The organism is Myroides sp. NP-2 (genome assembly GCF_014145665.1).
Taxonomy (GTDB): Bacteria; Bacteroidota; Bacteroidia; order Flavobacteriales; family Flavobacteriaceae; genus Flavobacterium.
This window is the reverse complement of sequence record NZ_JACHTD010000004.1, coordinates 75307-99883: the sequence shown is the minus strand read 5'-3', so window position 1 is coordinate 99883 and position 24577 is coordinate 75307. Positions and strand designations below refer to the sequence as shown.

18 protein-coding genes are annotated in these 24577 nt (G+C 39.8%); 3 read left to right on the top strand and 15 right to left on the bottom strand.

The window, feature by feature from the left end; all coding sequences use genetic code 11:
* The first annotated feature begins 328 nt into the window (after positions 1-328).
* A complete protein-coding gene (locus H4K35_RS05535; protein WP_182626393.1) occupies positions 329-1360 on the top strand; it encodes a hypothetical protein in 1032 nt (343 codons plus the stop codon).
* A 211-nt stretch (positions 1361-1571) separates the two neighbouring features.
* Here the strand turns inward: H4K35_RS05535 and H4K35_RS05530 are convergent, their stop codons facing one another.
* From H4K35_RS05530 to H4K35_RS05505, 6 genes are all read right to left on the bottom strand, one after another.
* Positions 1572-2147 carry a hypothetical protein gene (locus H4K35_RS05530; protein ID WP_182626392.1) on the bottom strand — a complete coding sequence of 192 codons (576 nt, stop codon included), beginning with the start codon at positions 2145-2147 and terminating at the stop codon, positions 1572-1574.
* A 201-nt stretch (positions 2148-2348) separates the two neighbouring features.
* Positions 2349-2657 carry a DUF3817 domain-containing protein gene (locus tag H4K35_RS05525; RefSeq protein ID WP_182626391.1) on the bottom strand — a complete coding sequence of 103 codons (309 nt, stop codon included), beginning with the start codon at positions 2655-2657 and terminating at the stop codon, positions 2349-2351.
* Positions 2658-2664: 7 nt separating this feature from the next.
* Positions 2665-3651, bottom strand: coding sequence for a hypothetical protein (locus H4K35_RS05520; RefSeq protein ID WP_182626390.1), 987 nt, complete (start codon positions 3649-3651; stop codon positions 2665-2667).
* Between the two features lie 12 nt (positions 3652-3663).
* Positions 3664-4128, bottom strand: a complete 465-nt coding sequence (locus tag H4K35_RS05515) for a hypothetical protein (protein ID WP_182626389.1) — start codon at positions 4126-4128, stop codon at positions 3664-3666.
* A 55-nt stretch (positions 4129-4183) separates the two neighbouring features.
* On the bottom strand, positions 4184-4687 hold the full coding sequence (locus H4K35_RS05510) for a TetR/AcrR family transcriptional regulator (protein WP_182626388.1): 504 nt from the start codon (positions 4685-4687) through the stop codon (positions 4184-4186).
* Positions 4635-5135, bottom strand: coding sequence for a hypothetical protein (locus tag H4K35_RS05505; protein WP_182626387.1), 501 nt, complete (start codon positions 5133-5135; stop codon positions 4635-4637). Before H4K35_RS05505 ends, H4K35_RS05510 begins: the two co-directional genes overlap by 53 nt.
* Before the next feature lie 294 nt (positions 5136-5429).
* Here H4K35_RS05505 and H4K35_RS05500 point away from each other — a divergent pair, with 294 nt between their 5' ends.
* On the top strand, positions 5430-6638 hold the full coding sequence (locus H4K35_RS05500) for an MFS transporter (protein WP_182626386.1): 1209 nt from the start codon (positions 5430-5432) through the stop codon (positions 6636-6638).
* A 135-nt stretch (positions 6639-6773) separates the two neighbouring features.
* Here H4K35_RS05500 and H4K35_RS05495 read toward each other — a convergent pair whose 3' ends face one another.
* The 6 genes from H4K35_RS05495 to H4K35_RS05470 form a co-directional block, all read right to left on the bottom strand.
* Positions 6774-12623 carry an MBG domain-containing protein gene (locus H4K35_RS05495; protein WP_182626385.1) on the bottom strand — a complete coding sequence of 1950 codons (5850 nt, stop codon included), beginning with the start codon at positions 12621-12623 and terminating at the stop codon, positions 6774-6776.
* A 604-nt stretch (positions 12624-13227) separates the two neighbouring features.
* Positions 13228-13956: a toxin-antitoxin system YwqK family antitoxin gene (locus H4K35_RS05490; protein ID WP_182626384.1), complete on the bottom strand. Its 729-nt coding sequence runs from the start codon at positions 13954-13956 to the stop codon at positions 13228-13230.
* A 36-nt stretch (positions 13957-13992) separates the two neighbouring features.
* Positions 13993-15048 carry a leucine-rich repeat domain-containing protein gene (locus H4K35_RS05485; protein ID WP_182626383.1) on the bottom strand — a complete coding sequence of 352 codons (1056 nt, stop codon included), beginning with the start codon at positions 15046-15048 and terminating at the stop codon, positions 13993-13995.
* Positions 15015-15551 (bottom strand): hypothetical protein, encoded by a 537-nt coding sequence (locus H4K35_RS05480; protein WP_182626382.1) that lies wholly within the window; start codon positions 15549-15551, stop codon positions 15015-15017. The genes H4K35_RS05485 and H4K35_RS05480 overlap by 34 nt, the downstream gene beginning before the upstream one ends.
* Positions 15552-16320: 769 nt before the next feature.
* Entirely contained in the window at positions 16321-17817 is a 1497-nt protein-coding gene (locus H4K35_RS05475; protein ID WP_182626381.1) for an acyl-CoA dehydrogenase family protein, read from the bottom strand.
* Positions 17818-18024: 207 nt separating this feature from the next.
* Entirely contained in the window at positions 18025-18888 is an 864-nt protein-coding gene (locus H4K35_RS05470) for an AraC family transcriptional regulator (protein ID WP_182626380.1), read from the bottom strand.
* Between the two features lie 457 nt (positions 18889-19345).
* On the opposite strand from H4K35_RS05470, the gene H4K35_RS05465 reads away from it, so the two are divergent.
* Positions 19346-19921, top strand: coding sequence for a hypothetical protein (locus tag H4K35_RS05465; protein ID WP_182626379.1), 576 nt, complete (start codon positions 19346-19348; stop codon positions 19919-19921).
* Positions 19922-20060: 139 nt separating this feature from the next.
* Here H4K35_RS05465 and H4K35_RS05460 read toward each other — a convergent pair whose 3' ends face one another.
* The 3 genes from H4K35_RS05460 to H4K35_RS05450 form a co-directional block, all read right to left on the bottom strand.
* On the bottom strand, positions 20061-21485 hold the full coding sequence (locus H4K35_RS05460; protein ID WP_182626378.1) for a DEAD/DEAH box helicase: 1425 nt from the start codon (positions 21483-21485) through the stop codon (positions 20061-20063).
* Positions 21486-21813: 328 nt separating this feature from the next.
* On the bottom strand, positions 21814-23136 hold the full coding sequence (locus H4K35_RS05455; protein WP_182626377.1) for an alkaline phosphatase family protein: 1323 nt from the start codon (positions 23134-23136) through the stop codon (positions 21814-21816).
* 10 nt (positions 23137-23146) lie between these two features.
* Positions 23147-24565: a tetratricopeptide repeat protein gene (locus H4K35_RS05450; RefSeq protein WP_182626376.1), complete on the bottom strand. Its 1419-nt coding sequence runs from the start codon at positions 24563-24565 to the stop codon at positions 23147-23149.
* Between the last annotated feature and the right edge of the window lie 12 nt (positions 24566-24577).

Here is a 24577-nt window from a genome sequence, read left to right as displayed (position 1 = left end):
ATTATAAATTAATTCATGTGCCCAAGTAGTAAAAAATGAATTGTCTTCTTTTAAGGTATAGGTCTAATTTTTTTAAAAAAAAATTGCGTATTCCTCTTATTTCTGTGGCTAATACTATGGACTATTTACTTTTTTTTCGCTCAACACATTGATTCTAGCCCTGTATCACCTGCTCTTTTTTTGTTCAGCTACAGATCGAACTCACTCATTACCATAAGAAAAGATGCCTTGACTTTCAACTTGAGCATGTCTTGTAATAGAGGGATAAAAAGGATAAGCACCTCCAGCGAAAATCAACTTAGTTTTGTTAGAGCAAACAACAAAAGAAATGAAAAAGAAACTAATTATTAGCGCGTTCTGCCTGTTGCAACTCCTCCTTTCATGTGAAAAAAAAAGGGATTCTAGATTCGAAATAGTAGATAGTACTCCAGGTTATACAGAAACGCTTGCCCCTCTAGAACAAGATCCATATCGTGAAAGCATAAAAAAAGGATGGAAAGAGGTCAATGCGTACTATACGTATCACTTTACTGGAAAAATCAATAATACGTATGCATTTGACATGAATTTACGCATTATTGACGATCGTATTTCGGGTTACTACTACTACTTAAAATACGAAAAACCCATACAGATTGAAGGGGAAATCACAGGCAACGTCGTTTTTTTTACCGAAGAATTGGGCAATACTTTTGAGGGGATATTTGATCATAATAAAGGGGAAATTAGCGGATATTGGACGAATAAGTCAACGGGGGAAACCTTTAATTTGAACATGGCTAATCCGAAAGGAAAAGGGTATCCTAAGCGGTCTTACCGCGTGTTAGCTACGGAAAAATCGCCTGGTTCTGACACCTATTACATTAGTCAAATCGAAGAGACTGATTCCAAAAATCAAAAGCGAATAATCCCGATTGAATCTCAATTTTGGGAGACTGAGATCGTGGATAAGTTTGATTTATACATTGAAGATTACAATTTTGACGGGTATTTAGATTTGTGTAGTTTCCAATCTCTTCCTAGTAAATATGTGTATTTCACTTACGATGCCGCCAATCGAAACTACGTTGAAAATGCGCAATACAGCCATTTTGATACCCCTCCATTTGCCACTAACTTTAGAAAGAAATTACTATACTTTAGAACGGATTTCAACAATAAATACTATAGTATATATCAGTACTATCAAGGGTGGTTACGCAAGATTTACGTTGCAGCTTCTCACGTGGATGAAAGCGACGATTGGGCTGAATACTATCACTACGTCAATGAAGAAGCGCTTGCAATTACGCCTGCGGCATTTGAGGCTCAGTATGGCAAACAAGTATTGCAGGTATTTGAAGCAGCTGAAGAAAAATAACCGCACAACACGTCTAGGCTTATCCGATAAAAAAGATCTTGTATTGTTACAAGATCTTTTTTTGGTTTCACAGTGGTGAACTTTTTATTTTAGTTCGCCCTTACTCATTATAGGATGAAGAGAATAAACAGCCTTGTTCTTCTTTCGTTGTTAAACAGCTAGGGTCAACGACCACAAGTTTTGGGATTATTATCTTTACTGCTGACTTTATTTAGTTATTGCTCAATGCTCCAGGTATTTGCCTAGTTATTTCATCGTCAAAACACAGAATCATATAATCAACATCTTCCGCTTCTAGTTGCTTGATAATCTGAAAGTACTCTCCAATAACGTAATCGAGTTTTTGCGAATACATCAAGACAGTTGTTAGGTCTTCCCCAATTTCATATGCGCTGTTATCTGACATTCGCTTCAAGGTTAGCTTTTGATAATTCTTGCCTTTTTTTAAATATTTTTTAATGTGGTCAATATCTAGGTTATTTAAAGATAATCCACAGGTTGATTTTTTTCGCTTTCCTGCTTCTGTTACTTTGCCATTCAAGATATCCGCACTAGTTGACAACGGCCCTTGGGTAAATGACAGCAGCGATCCTTGGATGCTTCTACTCAATTTAAACATCGATGTCTCATCTGTGATATACACAATTTTATCTTTATCAACTCCCCAGGTCGCAACAATATGTTCTACATACTCTTGGGGTGTACTATTAATCTCTACCCCTATTCCCTTTTGTGCAAAGGAGATCATAGGGAAAAGACAGACAACTAAAAATAATCTTTTCAACATAAGTGCGAATTTTTTGTTACTAATACCGTATAAAGCTAGTTCTCCTTCCTTATTGGAACAATAAATCTAATTATAGCTGTACTAAAATATACTTTTTTCATAAAATAACATAATTAATATATTCCAATTGAGAATACACAGGCTTTAAATAGAGAAATTTATTCGAGTTGTTCGGTGTATACCGTTAACTATATGACAGTCTTACCTAGGTAGTCTGCTCAATATTTTTTTATCGATATAAAAGGTTCCAAAGGGAACAACACAAGCGAGCAAGACTTTCCACGTTGTTTTTCGAAAGGTCCATTGTTGTTCGACACCTACACTGAGGGTATTAAAGAGAAATAGCAAGAACAAGGTTCCGTGTAGCATTCCCATAATTTTAGTGCCCATGGGAAAGTCCAGTATATATTTGAGTGGCAGTGCTATAAAAACGAGAAGCAATAAGGATATTCCTTCTAAAATGGCCAGCATTCTCAATCGACCGAGTTTGGTTTGCATTAATTTTTTCATTGTTGTTTTAGTTTAACTGTTTGATATATTGCAGGATGAGTTCAACTGCCTCATCGTGTAGGACTGTGGTTCCCAATTTGGGCATATGTTTTTCTCCCATGACGCTCATGCGAGCAGCTATTTTTCCTGTTTTGGTCCAAATGCCTGTGTGATGAAAAGGGGTTTCCAATCGAAAATCAAGGTTTACACTTTTAGCCATTCCATGGGGATTATGGCAGTGGGCGCAATTCACCTCTAAATACGACCGGACGCGTTGTTCTATAGGTTGGCCAGGGTCTTCGTAATTGACCGCGGTAGAGATTGCTGTAATCGTTGAGTGAATCAATTTACCTTGGTCTTGTAAATACGTTAATTGATTCACTTCTTCTCCTGCTCTATGGACCTTACGGTTCATATTTCGTGCTTTAAAACCAATAGGCAAAAGCTGATTCCCAACTTGATGACAGCTTCTACAATCTGCTGTAGTTGGGATTTTGTAATTGACCTGTCGCACTTTGGCGTGAGCGTCGATAAATGCAACGGGAACAACGGCGCCTGCTTCGATTAGCACGGCCTCATCTTGTGTTTGAGTCCACTGATAGGTTCGCGCAATCCAGGTCGATTTTTGCTTAATCAAAAGACGCGTTTCCAACAAACGCCTGCCTTGATTTTGTGCTGTCTCTGGATAGTAAAACGTCTTTGCTAGTAGAGTGCCCTCGGGAAATTTCAACAATCCATCTCCAGTGAGCCTCGCTTTCTGATGCTCAGGGAGTTTCAAAAGGCGTTGTTTTTCCGTATAGTCAGTAAACAAAGGAGCTTGTATATCAATCACTTCAATTCCCGCAGCTGGAATCAACTGAGACAAATCCCCTTCGAACAACTGATATTGAGAAAGGTATTGGTGAAACACTACTTGGTCCTCCACCACCTTAGGTGCAGCATCTTTCTTGTACCAAAGGGCTGCTAACAAGGGTATACCAATTAGAAAACACAAAAAAAGTTGAATTTTTTTCATTCGTACAGCTAATTAAAATAAGCGAATAAACGGGCGTTGAGCGAAGAAGGAAAAAGGCCAAGGAATGGCTACTAGAAAAAGGATAAAAGCCATTCCAAACCACAGCCCCATAGTTTTGAATTGTTCGCGATCCGTTTGTTTGCGCTTAGCTAGGGCCGAACCTATTGTAAGCACTACAATTCCGATTAGCATAGTCAAGGAATGAATCAAAGCATAAAAAAGAAGATCAAGCTGTTGCATGGCTTCACTGAAATTCTTCCAAAAGTATTGTACAAGAGGGCTCTTCATATAGAGCATCACCCCCATAACGAGTTGAATGTGAGCAAAAGTGGCCGTCCAATGGCGCAATATATGATCTACGCGAGTAAAGGAACGTTGGTTGAGATACCCATAAATGGATCTTCCTAGGGCCGTAGTTAAGCTAATTACTACAAGCCATCGCACAACAGCGTGCAAAATAAGTAATGTTGAGTACATAGTTTTGTTTTAGTATTATAAAACATACTAATCAGTATGTTTTTGGGTAAAAAAATTACCTTAATTGGTCTAGGTAATTTTTAAGTTCTTTTAAATAGTCGATGTAGACCGCTTTGCTGTTTTGTAATTTTCCCAGATTTCGGATTCCAAAGTAACCCGATATAAGGTAAGTAACTACGCGGTTAGGTTGAATTTCTGCTCGAATAACTCCACAGCTTTTCCCCTCTTCTACCAGGTCAATAAATTGTTTTTCCCAAGTTTGAACTTGAAAAGTCAGGGCTTTTCTAAAGCTTTCATTCCAAGGCGTCATTTCTTGAATTAAGTTTGACATTGGGCAACCGTGTTCCACGGTCAGATCCTCTTCTTCGAGTAAGAGATAGTAGAAGATGTGATAGAGCTTCTCCAAAGCGTCCAAGGCTGTGGCATGAAGAAACAAGGCTGTACTTTTGAGTTCAGAAGGTTGAAGTATTTCATTGATAATTGCCACCCCCATTTCATCTTTATTCTTAAAATGGTAGTAAAAAGCGCCTTTGCTCTTTTGTTGTAGCAACATTACCATAATACATTACGGTTCTATCACCAGCTCCATTGTATTCAAAGTACAAATCTTCTTTATTCTCTTCATGAATAGATACAGGACTTTTTAAAGCATTATACGCTACTTCCAATAAGGGTCTTCCTCCATAGTACGATTTAGCATCTGACGCTAAAGCAATCGTATTTACTTGGTATTTCTTTGTCGCATCATACTCGTAAGCTCCAATCTTGTTAGAAGTAATCCTCCCTTTATTATCATACGCCTGCGTTTCTTGCTGCCTAGATAGTACGTTCGTAAATCCTATTAATCGATCTAATTCATCATAAGTAAACGTTTCGGTAAACCCAAATAAACTATTCGTTCTACTTAAAAGATTACCTCGTTTAGCATCAAAAGTAGTTTGAAGTTCAAAGACTGAAGCTGTGTTAGCACTCTTTTTCACTTTTAGCACTACTGTAGTGTCATTCAAGACGATTTAATTCATAGCGGTCAATTTTTATACGGAATGAAAAACGAACGCTGTTTTATAGTCCCATTCAAAGATATCATAAAATCAAGTAGTTCGCATACGGAAAAACAGCACTTCCTACACTTTATTTTCCTTCTTTTTACTTGATCCTAACTCTTTTAGTACTTATCTTTGTACTCTTATGCAGCAGTAATAAAATAACATAAACCGATGTCGTTTTCTTTCGAAAAGAAAAACGCAAGTTTTTTTTGAGTACCCAATCTTTGGGGTACTGTTATTTTATTATACCTCATCATGAAATCAACAAACCTAAACAGGATCGTACTATTTATTGCGATCACTATACTATTAGATAGTGCCGGATTTGGTCTTATCTTCCCTGTATTACCCGAATTATTGGAGCAAGTACTGCACGCCGATTTAAGCACAGCTGCGAAATATGGAGGAATGCTAACGCTTGCTTATGCTTTTATGCAGTTTATCTTTGCTCCCATCTTGGGAATTTTAAGCGACCGCTATGGACGTAGAAAAGTATTATTACTCTCCCTATTTGGTTTTTCAGTAGATTGCTTTATTATGGCACTTGCTTCTAGCTACTGGCTCTTATTCCTCAGTCGATTACTAGCTGGTATAACGGGGGCTACCTTCGCAGTAGCCGCTGCAGCAATCACAGATAGTACAGATGAATCGAGTAGAACCAAGTACTTTGGCTATCTCAATGCGGCTTTTCATGTCGGCTTTATCTTGGGACCTCTATTGGGTGGCTTACTCGGTGAATACCACCTCACCTACCCCTTTTATTTTGCAGGAACTCTAGGTTTATGCAATGTTGCATATGGCTACTTTTACTTTCCCGAGACTAATAAAACGAAAGTGAAAACCCCCATACGCCTATCTTCCTTTTCTCCACTACAGTCTTTAAAAAGCATCCGTCGATTTAAACAAATCACCGTCTTATTTGTTGTCTTTTTCTTACTCTCTGCAGCTTCACATAGCATGGAGAGTACGTGGTCCTTTTTTACCTTACTTCAATTTGAGTGGAGTAAACAACAAGTCGGACTATCCCTAACACTAATAGGTATAATCGGCTTCTTGGTACAAGCATATGTGTTGCAATACCTCTCGAAAAAACTGACTGACTACAAACTGATCTACCTTGGGTTAGCTGTGAGTGGTATCGGTTTAATCCTGCTGAGTTTTTGCACAACAACAGTACAGCTGTGGATCGGAATAACGCTATATCTACTCGGTAGTGTACAGCAAACGGGATTTCAGTCGATGTTATCTAAATCGGTTGATTCTCAGCATCAAGGAGAACTACAGGGAGTATTAGGAAGTTTAAATGGGTTGACAACAATTGTAGCACCTCCGTTATTTACCTACAGTTTCTATCTCTTTACTCAAGACAATGCTTTACCCTATTTACCCGGTATTGCCTTTGCCCTCGCAGCGACCTTGATACTCATTAGTTTGTATTTACTCTTTCGATACAGTAGAAAATAGCGCCAGTACCACTCCTCTTTTCATTGACATAATAAAAGAAGCATCCCTTCTTTGCGTCTAGGTTGAGCGCGTTGATTTTTACCCTCGTCTCAAAAAAAAGTGCTTGCTGTATGTAAACAGCAAGCGCTTTTTGTATTACTTGACGATAAATCGAACGGATTGTGGTTTTCCATCGACTTTAATCACCAAAATATAGGCTCCAGCCGCAAGGTCAACTGGCAAGTCAATGACGGATACCGCCTGTTCTAACTGGCCTTTGGTCATCAATTGTCCAAGGGTATTGTAAATCGTATATTCACTTGTTTTAAACGTCCCTACGGGATAATCAAATCGAACAGTCAAAGGCTTATTCTTGTCGACTGGATTCGGATACACCGCCATGGCATAGGTATTTTTTCGCGTCACTTGCATCGGACAAGTCGTAAATACTTGGCCTCTACTGGTGTGAAGTACAGCGTAGTATTCAGCCGCAGGATCCAACAAATCACTCGATGTTCCTCCTTCGGAAAACAGTTGTTTGTCCGCTACTTTTTCTCCGTTTTTATACCATTCGAATTTAGTAAATACATAGCCTCCATTGGTTTTGGAATTGTTATTGACAAAAACGAGGTTGTCGTATTTCTGTAGTAAAACGCCTTCCCATGGCATTCTCTTTTCAATAATCACAGTATAGGTTTCTCGATGAATGCCATCTTCCGCTATAACCTCGATTTCTTGTTTATGCTTTCCGTATTCAGGAAGAGCAAGGACGATAGTAGAAGACGGGAGAACTAAAGTGCCTGCTGCTGTTTCAACTTCAAGGAAAACGCTGTTTATAGGTCCTTCACAACCGACGGCAATATATACTTCGCGTTGAATCTTACCGTAGGATACCCCATCGACAACTAAGTTATCTAGGGCTGTATTTTTACTTCTCACTTGAATGGTACGCGATACGGGAGCTGCGGCTTTGTAATTGGCATTTCCCTCTTGATGGGCCGTTACCGTTACAAACCCCGGTTTTAAAAAGTGAATCACTCCAGCTGTATCCACTTGTGCAATAACTTGTTCAGCAGGGTCATCGATCGTATAGGTTACAGCTAAACCAGAACTAGCCACTGCTTGAAGTGGCAAAGATGGCGTATCTTCTAGTACCACCGTAGACACAGCTTCAAAGCGAATGTATTGCTCTGCTGGTGTAATAGTCAAGATGCCCACTAAGCGGAGTGGTTCGTAGTTGGGTTCATTTGCAATAGTAGCCACTACGGTATAACGACCTACTTGTGTTTGTCCATTGTTTTCGTAGGTTACCGTTGTCCCAACTTCTAACGCTCCTTCTACTTCTAAATACTGAGCCTCTCCATCGTAAACAACCGATTTTGAAGGCAAGGTAAGCCCTTGTATTGCAGCTCTTTTAATTTCGAAAGTTGCTGTTGTAAACGAACGAATGATGTAATTCGCGCGTGGGGAAAGGCTTCCTTGTGTAATAGTATAATGACCAACTGCTTCCCCTGCCTCGCGTTCTAACTGTCCCGTCATTGCATTAGCGGGATAATCGCCACGACGCAATCCTTGAATAGTATACCTCAATACAGGGTCTGTTTGTCCATGACGCTTGTATTGCCCTGCATCAACAACAATATCGATTGAAGTAGGCGTAATCTCAAAACGCTCGGTTGTATCTAAGTGCAATACATAATTATTTCCAATACTTTCTAAGCTTCCTAAGGTGTAGGAATAACGACCTACATTTTCGCCTGCATTTCGACCTAATACACCGCGTAAAGCCATTGCTAGGGTATCTCCATTGCTTAATCCAACTGCGGTAAAGGTCAAAACAGGATCAGCAGTACCGTATTCTTTGGCTTGGTTTTCTTGCGGATAAATAACCAATTCAATCGGTGAAATGGTAAAATCAGCGCCTTCATACACCAGGGTATAATTGGCATTTACTGCTAAATTGCCTTGATTAATCGCATAGGTACCCACAGACTCTCCTGCCTCGCGCACTAAGCTTCCGCTTAGAACAGTAGCAGCATCGTCTCCTTCTTGTAATCCTGAAACCGCATAAGTTAAGGCAGGATCAGTTGCTCCATATACTTTGATTTGCGCATCTGCAGTTACCGTTAAGATTGCTTCGGTTATGGTAAAATCAGCTCCTTCATACACCAGGGTATAATTCGCGCTTACTGCTAAACTGCCTTGATTAATCGCATAGGTACCCACAGACTCTCCTGGCATACGCACTAAGCTTCCGCTTAGAACAGTAGCAGCATCGTCTCCTTCTTGTAATCCTGAAACCGTATAAGTTAAGGCAGGATCTGTTGCTCCATAGGCTTTGGTTTGCGTATCCGCCGTTACCGTTAAGATCGCTTCAGTTATCGTAAAATCCGCGCCTTCATACACTAGGGTATAATTAGCTGTTGCTGCTAAATTGCCTTGATTAATCGCATAGGTACCCACAGACTCTCCTGCCTGACGCACTAAGCTTCCGCTTAGAACAGTAACAGCATCGTCTCCTTCTTGTAATCCTGAAACCGCATAAGTTAAGGCAGGATCAGTTGCTCCATAGGCTTTGGTTTGCGTATCCGCCGTTACCGTTAAGATCGCTTCAGTTATCGTAAAATCGGCCCCTTCATACACCAGAGTATAATTGGTATTTGCTGCTAAACTACCTTGATTAATCGCATAGGTACCCACAGACTCTCCTGCCTGACGAGCAAGCTGTCCAGTTATTACCTGTGTGGCTTGATCTCCGTTTTGTAATCCCGTAACTTCATAAGTTAAGGTAGGATCAGTTGCTCCATAGGCTTTGGTTTGCGCATCTGCAGTTACGGTTAAGATCGCCTCCGTTATCGTAAAATCAGCGCCTACAAAAGTAAGCTCATAATTAGGCCCTGCAGTTAGATTTGTTTGTTCTAAGGGATAAGTTCCTACAGCCTCTCCAGCAGCTCTCCCCAGTCCAGTGACTATACTAGCGTCATCCTCATACTGCAATCCATCCACATCAAACGTAAATACAGGATCTGGATCACCATATGTTTTCTGTTGATTCGCCTCTGCCGTAATCGTCAACAGAGCCTTATTGACCGTTAAGGTAAAAACGACATCTGCAGCAGGTACATATTGTGCATCTCCTCCTTGACTCGCTGTAATACGCGTTGTACCAGCTCCTTTAATGACCAATTGTCCTTGTTCAAAAACAGCTACTGCTTCGTTTTCAACCTGATAGCTCAACGGCAATCCACTATCCGATGCACCAGTAACAAAAGGCAGATCCCCATAGTTTTTACTAAGGTCTGAAACTGTAATCACTTGGGTATCCGTTGGTGCTTGGGTAGTAAAAGTCAGAGGACCATATAAAGGACCACAAGGTTGAGCTTGTATATACACATCATAGGCGGTATACCCGCGTAAGCTGTTGAAACCGTAGGAATGTCCTACTCCTTCAACAACGGTTCCTGTTCCTTGTTCAAACCCCCTTAATCCATATTCTATCGTAAAGGACGAAGCGGCTGAAGTAATCTGTAAGGTAGCTCCTTCTGTTTCCGTAACCGCTACTGTTGCATTCGCAATACTATGAGATGGCATGACAGTAACGACAACTTCTTCTCGCATTGCTTTACATCCCGTTTCAAAAATCCAGTTGTAATAGCCCATATAATACGAAGGGTTGTATTCATTGCCTGTAATAGAAGCTACTGCTGAGGAATAAGGATAGGACGCATTAGCTATATTTCTAAGAATACCATCGTCTGGTAAATCGGTTTCTATGGTGTAGTCTCCTGGTTCGAATCGAATATTAATAGGAACGACTTGTTTTTCTGCCGTTAAATCACCCACTGTGGTATAATTGATCTCCCCTATGGTGGCTCCTGTTCCTCCTCTTTGTACAAATTTCATTTTACCATATTGTCCCGCCTTAGTAGGATAAATATCAATACTCTTTAATACGGTTGGTTCTAAAATAGTAAAATACACCCCCCAAGCCGTAGTCCAATCATTTCTAAACGAACCGACTGCTTCAGCATCTAAAGGACCAGTTGGAATTGTAGCCGTGTCAGGGGTAACAACTTGATACCAAAAGGAAGAAGTAGCTGATACTGTAGTGGTATAGGTATTTCCGGTGTGTATTGGCGTTGTGGCTGTTTCGGAATCATACCAATTGACGATTCCTTGCGTGTCCACTTCTAAAGTAACCGCACGAGAACCACAGAACGATAAATCTGTAGGATCTGTTGTTAATTCATATTCAGGATAATCACATAAGGTCGTAAAGGCTACCTTGCTCCAAGCACTTTCATCTGTTGTACTACAAAGGGATTGAATGTAAACAAGATAATCTGTTTCAATCGCTAATCCCGTTATCGTTTCTGATAAATTAGTTGTAGTTAGCGTACGAACTAACCCTGTAGCATCACCTGGACGCCCACTTGTTCTAACTTCAATTTTGTATCCCAAAGCAGGTGGATCTCCTTGTATCGGAGCATCCCAAACCACATGGGCCGAATTTTTAGTAACTCGTTGTACGCGGCTATCTAGTGGTCGAAAACAGGTAGGTGTAGGTATAATTTCAATCCTATAATCCTCCGTTTCTCCATAAATATGGGCCAGCCTACAAGGATCTAAATCAGCCCCAGGTTTATTGTGATGGTATTGTACTCTTAGTCGGTATAGACCAGGTTGTACAGTTGCAGGAACAGTAAAACTTGGAAAATCAACCGTGGTACTCGGTGATATCGTATTGCCAATTACACTCACTTGCTCATTGGCATCAAAAACAAGATTATTATTATAGTCGATCCAAATCGCAGCTCCGTGAAGTCCAGATCCTGGTCCACTAGTCAAAGAAGCTACGTAGGCTTCCCCTAGTTCTAGTACGGCAGGCTCAACTGTTCCAGCATAATTCTTATAGCCAGCTGTTCCTTCAGAAGGAACAGAATTGTTATTTAGATTGGACAGTGTAAAATTTAGAATCTCATCTGGATTATTTGTAGCTCCTGTCGGTATGCAATATCCTGTTCTAAATCGAAAAGGCCCTGCCCAGGTACTTACTCCATCTACAGCACCACAATCCCGGCGTACATAATAGTCGTAATCCCTATCAGCGGTTAGGCCCGTAAGTGTACCTCCATTAGCAAAACCAGGTACTAAAGTTCCAGCTGTTGCAACGGCAAAGTTTCGGTCTCCCCATTTGATATCAAACGCATGACCTGGACTGTTCCAGGTTAACTCCACACTTGTTGCCGTCAAATTCTGAATGCCTAAATCTACTGGTTTTCTACATGTGGGCGTAATTTCACCGGATAAAGCAAAAATATTTAAAAATCCACTTGTTGAACTTGTTTTAATAACAGCCACTTGTTGAATGATCTTATCTTGATTCACCATGTCAATATCAATGGCAACTTGAAATAGCTTAGGATTCGTTGTATTATTATCTGGATTTTCGCTTCCAGAACGAGGAACTCTTCCAATTCCCATAATGGCAATTGCCGGTGTCCCTTGATCATACCAATCGGGAACAGATTGTGTAGCAAAAGCTTGTTGCGTTCCATCTGTAAAAGTAATTGTTCCCGTAAACGTTGAAACGGAACTACCCGAAGTGGCTAAAATATAGAGTATACTTAGCTTCTGTGTAATTTGAACAGTTAAAGTACCTGTTCCATTATCCGCATTAATCTTTAAGCTGTTCTTTTTATCGTAATCCGCTAGTTGAAAAGTCAATCCAGGCGTAGCTGTAGCAATAGAATGAATTAATCCATTTTCTGGTAGTCCTACCGTAGCATCGGGGTAATTCTTACTCATAAACGCATTATTCGCACCAGAATTTGTTGCATCAACCGCTGCAGTAGTATAAGTCGATGCAGGCCGATCCTCTGCAATAACATCTTCATTAAAACCAGAGGTGATCGCTAAAGGGGTATAATTTTGTCCTTTGATTAGCTGTGCCGATAAAAGCATACCAAGTAGAAAGCTTATTAAAAGTAGTTGTTTGTTCATCATTATTCGTTTAGTTCATCCTGTAAATCTCCAACTTAGCTAGGCCAATCCTTTGAGCCGTTACTAAGTAAAAAACAGCTATAATCTGACTCTGATCTAGTCTGAATCTGGGCGACGATTGGACGTGAAAAACCAAATAAAAAAGCCCTTGTAAACGCCATTTTTGCTTCATTCTATGTTCTAGTTAAGGGGATTAAAAATCGCATTCTTCGTTTTATATGTAGTCAACAAAGAACACAATTGAGAACAAGGTATTTCATTTTGTTAAAACAATGCTAATTTAGGGGGTGGACAAATAGGGGACATTTGTCAATTCCAAACACAATAAATTGATTTTAAAGTAGATACGTATTTTAAAAAGAAGATATTCTAAACCTAATACAAATACTTATTGTTACAAAAACCTGAATTTACTCTGTAATTGCTAAAAAATAATCTTGATCCGATGATCAGAATCATAAAAAAAACGCGTAAAAACGCGTTGTAAAAAAAAGTAAAATAACTAGATATTAGGCCTAAAAAAATAGAAAATCAAAAAGCTTTTTTATAAAGAAAAAACATGACTTCTATAAAAATCAATTAATCCAATTCTTGTACAGTGACATCCCTATTCCTTTTTACTACTCTCCTTCAGTATCCCATCGACATAGGTTGCCTCTCCGATCAATTGTCCATCAGCATCATATCCCCTAACTATCCCATCTAATACTCCATCCTTATAGCTCGCTTCTCCTGATCGTTGTCCGTTCTTGTGATATTCCGTGCTCACTCCATCTAATTTCCCGTTGCTATAATGCGTTTCAACGGCTAGTTGTCCGTTTTCATAGTATCCTCTCGTTACGCCATCTTCTAGTCCATCCTTAAAGTTTGTTTCCAGAATCAGTTGTCCCGTTTCTGTATACTTTTTACTTCCGCCATGCAGTTTTCCCGCTTTAAAGCTTGCATCAATGGCAACTTGTCCGCTAGTATAATACTCTTTCTTATTTCCGTCTACCTTTCCTTTCTTATACGTGGTTTCCATAAGGAGGTGTCCCTGTGGATCATACTCCTTCATAATTCCCTCTCGTTCACCCTGTGCAAAGTTGACTTCTACTCTTAGCTGTCCATCTGCATAATAGCGCTTGCTAATGCCCTCCAACTTACCATGGCTATACTGTTCCTCTACCTCTACTTGTCCATTTGCGTGATAACTCCTAGCAATTCCAGCAAATGCTTTGGTTGCCTTTTTTTCATAGGTCACTCCATTGCGAACTTCAAGGTCGTCTATACGCCCTTCTTTTTTACCGCAACTCAGGCATACTATCACAAGTAATACAATGCTTAACGCTCTTTTCATCTTTTTGTTTTTTTGTTCTTTGTCTTTGCGCTTCGATTAAAAACGGCTCTTGTTGTGTCCTCTTCCGACAATTTTCAGTTGAGGTAGTTGTCGTTGCAAATGATCAAGCTCTTCTTCTGCTAGATAATTAGCAACTATATTCAATTCTTCTAAGCTGTGCAGTTGAAAAATAGAGGGTGGTAAATAATCCAACTTCATCCACGCGATCGTCAGTTTCTTTAGCTTATGAAAGCGATCAAAAATATCAGGTAGAGAATTTTTCTTTCCCTCAAAGGCTATTCGCTCTTTTTGGTTCTTCGGATACCAACTGCTGATATCCAATGTTTCCAATTCACTCAGCTGACACACTTGTTCCAAAACTTTTGAAAAAAGGGCGAATTTAGGTCTTAATTGTCCTTGTACTGTTTCTCCATTTATCTCGAGATGGCGCAGGTTCAATAGGCCTGATAAGGAGGGAAAATCACTTAAATACGTCATAGAACACCTGATCTTTAACACCTTTAATTGAGTAAGCCTATTGATTTCTTCACTTAATTCAGAAAAATTACACAGCGTCAAGTCCAATTCTTCTAACTGGGTCATTTGATATACAAAATCAGGCATGGGAATAGGCAACTCTCCTTCTGGAGCATAATAGAGTGACAACGAGGTAACAGCTGCATCCTTCAATGTCACTGGTGCGTGTAACAGCGCTTGATCACTTAATTTTATCGTCTTTAATTGGCTGAGCTCCGTTACACTTTCAGGTAAAGAACAATTGGTATTTATTTCTTCCAACTGCTGTAAATGAGCGAGATCATCTAGGGTATAAGGCTCTTTCGTGGCGATAGTAAGCCTTTTTACCCGAGGAAATTTCGTTAGATCAACCTGAAAGGCAGCGGCATTGTCAATAGACAAATCCTCTATTTCATTCAAATAAGGCTCCTGATATAAATCTACTGTTGGTTTGCTAAAGACAACCAGTGCTTTGCAACTTGGCGTATAGGTATAGGTATGTTTTTTCATGGCGTTTACTCTTGTTTTGGGTCTTGGTCGTAACACTCGTTCATCCTGTTCTTTTACTTGAGTTTTTCCTGCAACAACTCCATCCATTTTGTGCGATCATTTACCACAAAACGACACGTTTGATCCGCCAAGATCACCTTTACCCCATTGTCGATCAACCCCATAGTTTTGCATGGTTTGATATGCTGTATATCAGCAAAAGCAATGCGGACCGTTTTTTTCGTAAAATTAAATTTATGAGAGTGGAACAGTAAATAGTCTTGGGTGATGCCTAATTTTCCTCCAATAGCTTGTCGGTTTAAAAATAAATTGGCAACGCCATAAGCTTCCAAGACTTCACCTTCTTCTAAAGGTAAATCTAATTGAAGTAAAACTCCTTTGGTCATCTTCTTCAAAAAGAAGTAAAATACCAAGGAGAAAAATACACCAAACAGCACACCTTTTACCAAATAATAGTACCACGCTTCCAGGCTTCGGTCAAATAACCAATCCATTAGCACTCCCAAAAGGATATAGCCTATAATCACAAGGCTTACAATCTTAGTTGCGTCTTTTTTGCTTACGCCTAAAGCATCTTCTCCTATCTTCATAGTTTTTCGTTAAATAGTGCTTAAAGATACGGATAAAACACATGGTCAACCAACTTCTTGCAGTCGATACTAGGAAGGAAAGTAAAATTTGCATTTTATAGGCAGAGGCTCAAGAGGGGGCAAAGATAGGAGCTGTCTAAAAAGCCTAAAAAACAGAATCCCGCCTTTTGTAGACGGTTTTTTTTATTGTTTGTCCCGATCGCGCGGCCCCCCAATCGTGCAGCTTTTTATTTTCACATGAATTTAGACGAAAAAGAAGTGTTTAATTTCTTGTAGTAAATCAGTAAAGGGTGTTGGGATTTGTTCGGGTCATGTTCGAGTCATGTTCGAGTCAGCTTCGGTAAATCGGGCTTAAACCCCCGTAAATACGAAGGTTTATCGAAGAAGACCCGAACAAAACTAAAACAAAACCAAATAAACAACTGAAAAACAGTTATTTGTGTTGTTTATTGAAGGAAAAACAAACCCTTTTGTGCTTTTTTGCCCAATAATGGACAAACACGGAAGGGGGTATTTCAAGTTAATTTTGACTGATGTGATTTTGTAGCGTATTCGTGTAGAATCTGAATAGAACAAAACGATTGTAAAAAGAGGAATTTGCGCTATCGGACTAGCTAAAGGCAAGGATTGCCAAATCCGCGAGATCGGAGTTTAACATTCGTTTTACTTGCAAGAAGATTTAATCAAAGGAAAAAGTTGCGTTTTATACCATACAAAGAGGGTGTCCCAAAAGGACACCCTCTTATTTATTTAGTCAAAGTATCTAGGTTTAAAAACGCGTCCAATCTGAGTTGACTTGATAATCCAAGATAGGATCCACATCATTTTGGGTCATAAACTGTCCGTAAAACGCAGCTAAATCCGCTTCCACTTGTTGACGGGTAATCTCTACGAGTTGGGGGTTAAAATCGTCCATTTCCAACACAAATTGAAAGCTAATGACACGAGAAAGCATCTTGCCAATGAGCAACATATTGCGTTGTTTGACTGTGCTGTCTACCGTAAAATCAAAGTAGGTAGGAAACAAATCCACACTTTTCTTGCTGCGTTCATATCCTTGTAAAAAGCGATATAAATTGGTTTCCTTGGCTTTGCGCATCAATTTGACAATTCCTTCGGCAATTTGCGTATACAACATTTCATTGGAACCCTCAAAAATCTGAAAAGGTCTACAGTCCACCAGTGATCGCCCTGCAATATGGTCCAAGCGATATCCATTAGCCCCTGCTAATTGCAAGCTAATTTGAGCTGATTCTTGCATTAAATCCGTCACCACCGCTTTGAGTACATTGGCCTCAATACTCATCGAAGCTAAATCATTCTCAATGCCACTTGTCGCTACGCTGAAAATACACATACCCGAACACAGGGTATAAGCCGCTTGAATCTTGGCAATTTGATTTTTTACCGAATCTATACTCAACAGTGAAACGCCTCCTACTTGTCTTTCTTGACAATGCGCCAATGATTCGTCTAACAATCGTTGAATAAAACCCAATCCCATCCCTGGAAATTGCAATCGACTGCGGTGTAGCGTATCGAGCATTAACTTAATTCCCGTGCTTTCCGTTACTAGCTTTTGCTCAGAAGGAACGGCAATATCTATTTCGTTTATGCCATACGGAATGGCGTAAAGTCCTAAGTTGTTATAGCGATGTGTCATCGGAATATGCTGATCAGCTCTGTTGTTTTCAGAAACAAAAAAGTCAATATCGCGAGACAGTTCTCCGTTAGCTTTGGTTTCTCTTGCTGTTACCAACCAAAAATCAGCCGCACCACTCAAGCCCTGCCAGTGTTTTTGTCCTTTAATATAGAACAGGCCTTCTTTGTGTTGAAATGCCGTTTTCATATTCAAAGCATCACTGCCGTGGGCTTTTTCTGTAATCATCAAACCGCCCATGGCTTTGTTTTCCATAAACTGTTGAAAGACGCGTTGCTGAACAGCTGGTTGACCGTATTTTGCCAGTGGTTCCAAAAAAAGCGCAATATTAATCCCAAACATCAACGACAAGGGCAATGATTCATACGAAGCAGCAGCGAGTATTTGCAAGCACTCTTTTACTTGTACTCCTCGCCCACCATGCTCCGTGGGAATGGCAACAGCCAACGGTTTTTCCTCCATAATCTCCTCCATTAACTCAGCCGGGAAATCACGGGTCAGCCCCATGTCATTATAATTGTATTTTTCGCGAAACAAATACTTTAATTGCTTCTTAAACGCTGTGATATAGGTATTAAAATCGATCTGTTCTACTACTGCATTCATAACTTACTCCTTATTTCATTTAAAAACTTTACTGCTTGATAGTTACTCCTCCACTGGAATAAAAAAATTGGAAGTAATTTATTCTTCCCCATAGATAAGTACGATCAAACACTACTTCGAACAAATTTAAGAAGCTGATTGCGAAACAAATATGATAGTTTAGATTAAAACTAGGACAAATCGTGCATTAACAAAATCTGTTACTAGTTAAATTTTTCGATAGGCTGAAGGGGTAATACCAACGTGTTTTTTAAAAAGTCGGGCAAAATAGGAAGGATCGACAAAATCGAGCTCATAGGCAATGGTAGCGATACTCTTATTGGTTTCCAACAATAAAAGTTGGCTGTGGATAATGGCAATTTCCAAGATCAGTTGCTTAGATGATTTTTGGTATACTGCAGAAACACAGCGATTCAAGTAATTGATCGACACTTTGAGTTGATCAGCGTAAAAATCAACCGTCTTTTGTTTATTAAAGTGCAAATGGACGAGTTGTTTAAATGCAATGGCGATTTCTTGTTTGCGTTCGATAGCGCGGGTAGCATCCGACAACTTAATCACCTTCAAAGCAATAGTCTTAAAAATGCTTTCATACAGTTCTTTATAGGGCTTATCGCTGTGAATTTCGGTATGCAGTAAATCCAGCAGGTTAGTAAGCGTAGCACTGTTTTGCGCATTGAGATTGAGCAAAGGTGAAATGGTAAAAATATTCAAGATTTGGGTTTCGCGAAACATGGAGGTCATCGCCTGTTCCTTGATCAATACACAATACCCTTCTGCAGACTTATCCACAGATTCGATAGCCGAAATATAGCCGTAGTTACACAGCAAAACCGCAGGGGCTTCTACTGTAAAGGTTGTCGAATCAATGCGCTGGGTAAAATACCCCTTGGTCAAGTGAATCAACAAATTGTAACCAAAGAAAATGGGGGGAATCGGAATCTTGAGGTAAGGCGCAATGTCTTTTAGTGCAAAAATTTTAATCGGAGTAGGAATATAGGTTAAATGATTCCTACTCATATCCATGAACTTGGAAACAAACTCATCTGCATTAATTTGATTGTCTATCATATACAAAGATATTTATTCAAAGTTCATCAATTGAATTGAATTGGCAATACCAAGCCTACTTATTTGGGCTTTTTTTGTTGACTTTTAACTCTTTTCTACTGACAAGGCAGTGCCTTATTTCTTTTTATTTTGGGAGAGGCAGGTGTACAAACGAAAATCAAATTGACGACATCTTCCCAATAGAACTGCTGCTATACCTACTCAAACCGACTACCGCTATTTTTGTTTAGTTGTGTACGACCATAATCCGAATACAAACGAACGTTCAAGGTGCAGAAGAGCAGTATATGGATAGCTCAATTGCAGCCCTGGTAGCATAGCTCATTTAATCGCCTAATATGCGTTTTGCGAATTAATTTTTGCGCCCCTATATTTTTCTAGATATATTTACGTTTTATAGGTAATTTATTCTGACTTTATATATGCGATTAGAAAAATATACTCAAAAATTTATTTAATGAAAAAAACAATTATTTTATCTGCCACCTTACTAACAGTTACCCTGTGCTCCTATGCACAAAGTCATACAAACACCATCGAAAATCAATTTAACACATTAATCAGCCAGTCAAATAACTGGCAGAATTACAAGGTAGTAGAAAAAAATAAGTTACAACAGCTCCAACAAAATGTAAAAGATTCCATCGTCAATTTACAATCGACGATTCGACAAGACAACAGTGCGTTGAGCCAACAAAAAACGACGGTTGACTCCTTGTCCAATCAACTACAAGTGCTTCAAAAAGACTTATCTGTAGCTATTGAACAAGAAAACAATCTCGATTTTATAGGGATTAGCACCCACAAAAGCACCTTTAAAATAATCGTATGGTCCATTATTCTAGTATTGCTCCTGTCGTTGGTTATTTTGTTTATTCAGTTCAAAAAGAGTTTTACGGACACGAAAGACGCGCGTAAAAAGCAAATAGACGCAGAAAGTGAACTCGAAGAGTACAAAAAATTAGCGTTGGAACGCGAACAAAAAATCAGACGTCAACTTCAGGATGAAATCAATAAGAATAAGCGAAGCTAACCCAATACAATAAATGCATATAAAAGAATAAATTACTTTATACAATTCACTAGTCTTTAATTTGGTATTATTTACTAGTGAATTGTATTTATTAGCGGGCACACAGTACCCTATATTCATTGAGGTTTACGGTTAGTTTTTATCGCCTCCTTGATGTGATTGTTCCTCCTGATGTTTTCTGTTGCTCGTTGTTCGTTGCTCGTCGTTCGTTGCTCGTCGTTCGTCGCTCGTTGCTCGGTGTTCGTCGCTCGTTGCTCGGTGTTCGTCGCTCGTTGTTCGTTGCTCGTCGCTCGGTGTTCGTTGCTCGGTGTTCTTTGCTCTTTTGACGGTTACGGTTCTGTCCTTCCCCTCGTTGACTATTTCTTTTTTGTCTTTTTTGCGCCACCTCGCTGTGTTTTTTTTCGGTACGAACCTCTTTCACTTCTGGTGTGGATGTTCTTGATATAGCCGATGGATTTGCCTTAACAGGAATTTTAATGCCAATTACTTTCTCTATCTTCTTTAGGTCTTTTACCTCATCTTCTGCACAGAAGGAAACAGCCACACCAGCGGCGCCAGCACGTCCTGTTCGTCCAATTCGGTGAACATAGCTCTCTGGAACATTGGGCAATTCGTAATTGACTACATGGGGTAATTCTTCTATATCAATTCCCCTAGCCGCGATATCCGTAGCGATTAATACGCGCATTTTATTTGCTTTAAAATCACTCAGGGCGCGTTGTCTAGCGTTTTGAGATTTATTACCGTGTATGGCAGCTGCAGCAATTCCCATATTGCCCAACTTTTTTGCCAAGCGATCTGCCCCGTGTTTCGTACGAGTAAACACCAAGGAGCGCTCAATAGTCGCATCATTCAATAGGGAAAAAAGCAAATCTAATTTCTCGTCTTTCTCTGCAAAATAAACGGATTGTTCAATAGTGGTTGCTGTAGAAGACACAGGAGATACATGAACTTCCTTCGGATTTCGCACCAATTGCATGGCTAGTTTCTTAATCTCAACTGGCATAGTCGCTGAGAAGAATAGCGTTTGTCTTTTTGTGGGAATTTTAGTAAATATTCTGTTGACATCTTTGACAAATCCCATGTCCAACATGCGGTCAGCTTCATCCAAAACCACAATTTCTATGTGTTGAAGTGAAATCAACTGCTGATTCAACAAGTCTAACAAACGACCTGGAGTGGCTATAACAACATCGACCCCTTTTTTGAGTTGTCCGACTTGTTTGTGTTGAGAAACTCCACCGAAAATAGCTAAGTGCTTTATTTTTAAATGCGTAGAATACGCTTTGAAATTCTCATCAATCTGAATAGCTAACTCTCTTGTTGGCGTTAAAATAAGGGAACGAATGCCTTTTTTGGGAGCTGTTTGCTGATGTAACAGCTGTAATATAGGAATAGAAAAAGAAGCTGTTTTGCCCGTCCCCGTTTGTGCACATCCTATAATATCGTGTCCTTCTAAAATAAAAGGAATACTCTGCGCTTGTATGGCAGTAGGTTGATTATATCCAATAGTCTCAATCGCTGTTAAGATTGGTTGGATTATATTTAATTGTTTAAAAGTCATATTCAATGAACTGGAACCCCAGTATTACCAATACTCCATTACATAAAACTGAAATAACTTGGAGTAGTTAATTTATTTCAACTGTTTTTTACCATGCAAATAACGGGGTTCTACGGTTAACTTTAGGTACAGCATAGAAATTAAATTGAAAATTTCACCTATATCCCGCTGCTAGTCCTGTTCAGCAGGGAATAAAAACACAAACCCACCCTGATAAAACACCAATTTACAAGAACATACAACAAAAAAACCCCATCTACAAGGAGATGAGGTTTTAATTACAAGACAGTTACACCGTCTATGTAGTAGCTAAAATAAAATAACCGTTCTATTTCTTCACATCAAACAGCGGTAAATAGGTTCCTTCTGCCTCGGGCAGATCGAACTGCAGTACCTTGCTGATGATAACAGGAATATCTTCTAAATGCAGGTGATCGACCACCAATCCACTTTTCAACCCTTTGCCATAAGCGACAAAACCTGTGTATATTTCGTGGAAATTGGGATAATACCCGTGTTTTCCGCCTTTACTTGGTAGAAGCACTTCTCCCGATGATTGGTTGGAAAAGGCATACCCTAATTTTCCTGACAAGGCCAATTGAGCACTTGGTTCTCCTCCTCTCTCGCGAATCATTTGTGCGCTAATCACCTCAAACATGGCTTGATAACGCAGGGGAAGTTGACGAATCACTTGATGAACTTCCTCCACAATTTTCTTGTCCTTTGGGTCTTTCACTTGCAAAACAGCGCTACCTCCCGTAGAAAAGAAAAACGCACGATCAAACAAACCGGCCTCTTTCAGCCAGATATTGGGTGACAAACTAAAATCTGTCGACACAAAACCGTGATCACCTGTCACCAGCAAAAGCGTTTGTTCTGCTAATCCTGCTTGAACTACAGCCTCCCATATCGCACCAACTGCTTGATCAGCTCCGGCAATCGCTCGCTCCACCTCATCACCTTCTCTTCCTTGACTGTGTTGGGCACCATCGGTTATGGGTAAGTGAACCGTTAACAAATTAGGTTTATAGGTTTTAATCAAGTATGCCGCACTGCGCCCTAAGTTCTCATCCATAGCTAAACTACTCAAGTTAAACTGATTGTAGTGAATCTGGCCCAAGGCATGTGTCAGCACCTCATCGAATAATCCAGAGGGTGTCGCAAATGCTTTAGTTGGGGTAATGCGATCCATCGGCTTATTAAAATCCCATATTTCAGGTAAATTGTAATCAATTCCGGCATTGTGGAGCGTAATAGGCCAAGACACAGAAGCCGTTGTCAGCCCTTTTTCTTTGGCTTTCTCCCAAATAGTCGCCACCTGAACATCTTTGCTGTCGTAAATCCATTGGCCAGGTTGTCCTTGTTCTCCTACTGTCGTATTGTAGTAGATCCCGTGCTTATGCGGCAACGTACCTGTAGATAAAGTGGTGTGTGAGGGATAAGTCACCGATGGAAAAATAGTGCGTACCCCATGGGCAGATACCCCTTGTTTGGCCATCTGTTTTAAATTTGGTGTTCCCCACTTTTCCTCCTGATAAAATTCTGGTCGAAATCCATCTATACTCACCAATATCACGTGTTTTATGTCTTGAGCAAAACTCACTACTCCAAAAGCACAGCTCAAACTCAAGGTTATAATTATTTTTTTCATCTGTGTGGAATTATTTGAGTAAAGGCATGATGTAAGGACTATTCTTATGAGCCACCAATACTTTGTTCATATCGTATTTCATGGTAACAACGCCAGTTACTGCATCGGTTGTAAAATCGTCCATTCCCGCTTGAAGTGGAATAAATTCGGGAATTAACACCTTGGTAAACGCCCCAGAAACATGGGGGTTATTCCCTTCTTCAATTTGAGAAATCGGGTATTTTATTCCCAAATCAGCCAATCGACGCCCTTCGCTAATGAAGATCTCTTGACGCAATAAATAAATGGTATACAACAACTCATCGGCTGAAGTGATAGACTCTAAATCTGCCTTAGTCACTTTGGTACCCGATACTTTGCTAACCACTACTTTTCCTTTTTGGCGATCCACAACATACCCTTGTTTTTCTGGTGAATTTGCATCAAAGCGAATGCCTACTTCTTTGAGTGGATAGTCTGAGCGAATTCCACCATTTCTCGTTTCTTTTTTATCGTCTACTAATTCGGTTGGTCGAGCTTCTACAACCTCTAAAAGTTGGTAGAGGTATTGCTTACTCATCGCTAAATCATGCGTAGCCAAAGCCCATTCTGCTAAAATGAGATAGCCTTCTTCCGCCTTAGCTAAGGCTAGTGATTTTTGATCGTTTTGTGGAGTTCCCACAGAAAAGAACTTAGGATCTAAATAATCTAAACGAGGCAAAGGCGCTAAGCGATTTGGCAATGCGTCATAGGTAGCATTTTGCATTTCATTCGGCACGCTATTCTTGCCGTCAAATTGAATGTTGTACAACAGTGTTGGCGTAGTAATGGCAATTTCAGCATATTGCTTGGCTTGTGCTTTATTACCTAAACGGTAGTAAGCCCTAGCCATAAACAAGGCATAAGCATTTTTTACTTCCGCTTTGGTTTCCATGTCATATGCAACGGCAAAGCTTTCAACCGCTTTGTTGAGCATGTCTGTTGTGGTACTGATTTTACCTAAATTCGATTCGGGTAATCCTAGGAAAAACTCACCTCCTAAAAGTTGTGCATAGCCCTTGCAAAAGTGCATAAATGCCACTTGTTCTTCTGTTAGGGTTGGATCTTTGGGCAAAACCACCTCTATTCCATATACCGCCATCTCGCGCAAGGCTTGAATACTCGCTTGTAAATTGTTGACATCGGGGTCGAAATAGTCAATTTGAGGCTGGTCAAACACTTTAGAATACTGGGTGTAATTATTGAAGTAATTATCCGAGGTAATCTCAGCATTAATCACCACAATATTAGTGGTCAAAGCCAATTGCTTTTGCAATCCTACTACCCAGCTATGACCAGCATTAGGTTTGTTTAAATAGTTTTCTTCTGTTACATAGGGGTTGTCAACACAACTCACCATTGTTAGGGCAGCTGTGAAAACAAAACTTAGGGCAATTGTTATTTTTCTCATGATTTTTTTCGA

Excerpts from the sequence above, each read along its gene's own strand:
- H4K35_RS05535 (WP_182626393.1), top strand. The coding sequence starts at position 329 with ATGAAAAAGAAACTAATTATTAGCGCGTTCTGCCTGTTGCAACTCCTC.
- H4K35_RS05530 (WP_182626392.1), bottom strand. The coding sequence starts at position 2,147 with ATGTTGAAAAGATTATTTTTAGTTGTCTGTCTTTTCCCTATGATCTCC.
- H4K35_RS05525 (WP_182626391.1), bottom strand. The coding sequence starts at position 2,657 with ATGAAAAAATTAATGCAAACCAAACTCGGTCGATTGAGAATGCTGGCC.
- H4K35_RS05520 (WP_182626390.1), bottom strand. The coding sequence starts at position 3,651 with ATGAAAAAAATTCAACTTTTTTTGTGTTTTCTAATTGGTATACCCTTG.
- H4K35_RS05515 (WP_182626389.1), bottom strand. The coding sequence starts at position 4,128 with ATGTACTCAACATTACTTATTTTGCACGCTGTTGTGCGATGGCTTGTA.
- H4K35_RS05510 (WP_182626388.1), bottom strand. The coding sequence starts at position 4,687 with ATGGTAATGTTGCTACAACAAAAGAGCAAAGGCGCTTTTTACTACCAT.
- H4K35_RS05500 (WP_182626386.1), top strand. The coding sequence starts at position 5,430 with ATGAAATCAACAAACCTAAACAGGATCGTACTATTTATTGCGATCACT.
- H4K35_RS05495 (WP_182626385.1), bottom strand. The coding sequence starts at position 12,623 with ATGATGAACAAACAACTACTTTTAATAAGCTTTCTACTTGGTATGCTT.
- H4K35_RS05490 (WP_182626384.1), bottom strand. The coding sequence starts at position 13,956 with ATGAAAAGAGCGTTAAGCATTGTATTACTTGTGATAGTATGCCTGAGT.
- H4K35_RS05485 (WP_182626383.1), bottom strand. The coding sequence starts at position 15,048 with ATGGATGGAGTTGTTGCAGGAAAAACTCAAGTAAAAGAACAGGATGAA.
- H4K35_RS05480 (WP_182626382.1), bottom strand. The coding sequence starts at position 15,551 with ATGAAGATAGGAGAAGATGCTTTAGGCGTAAGCAAAAAAGACGCAACT.
- H4K35_RS05475 (WP_182626381.1), bottom strand. The coding sequence starts at position 17,817 with ATGAATGCAGTAGTAGAACAGATCGATTTTAATACCTATATCACAGCG.
- H4K35_RS05470 (WP_182626380.1), bottom strand. The coding sequence starts at position 18,888 with ATGATAGACAATCAAATTAATGCAGATGAGTTTGTTTCCAAGTTCATG.
- H4K35_RS05465 (WP_182626379.1), top strand. The coding sequence starts at position 19,346 with ATGAAAAAAACAATTATTTTATCTGCCACCTTACTAACAGTTACCCTG.
- H4K35_RS05460 (WP_182626378.1), bottom strand. The coding sequence starts at position 21,485 with ATGACTTTTAAACAATTAAATATAATCCAACCAATCTTAACAGCGATT.
- H4K35_RS05455 (WP_182626377.1), bottom strand. The coding sequence starts at position 23,136 with ATGAAAAAAATAATTATAACCTTGAGTTTGAGCTGTGCTTTTGGAGTA.
- H4K35_RS05450 (WP_182626376.1), bottom strand. The coding sequence starts at position 24,565 with ATGAGAAAAATAACAATTGCCCTAAGTTTTGTTTTCACAGCTGCCCTA.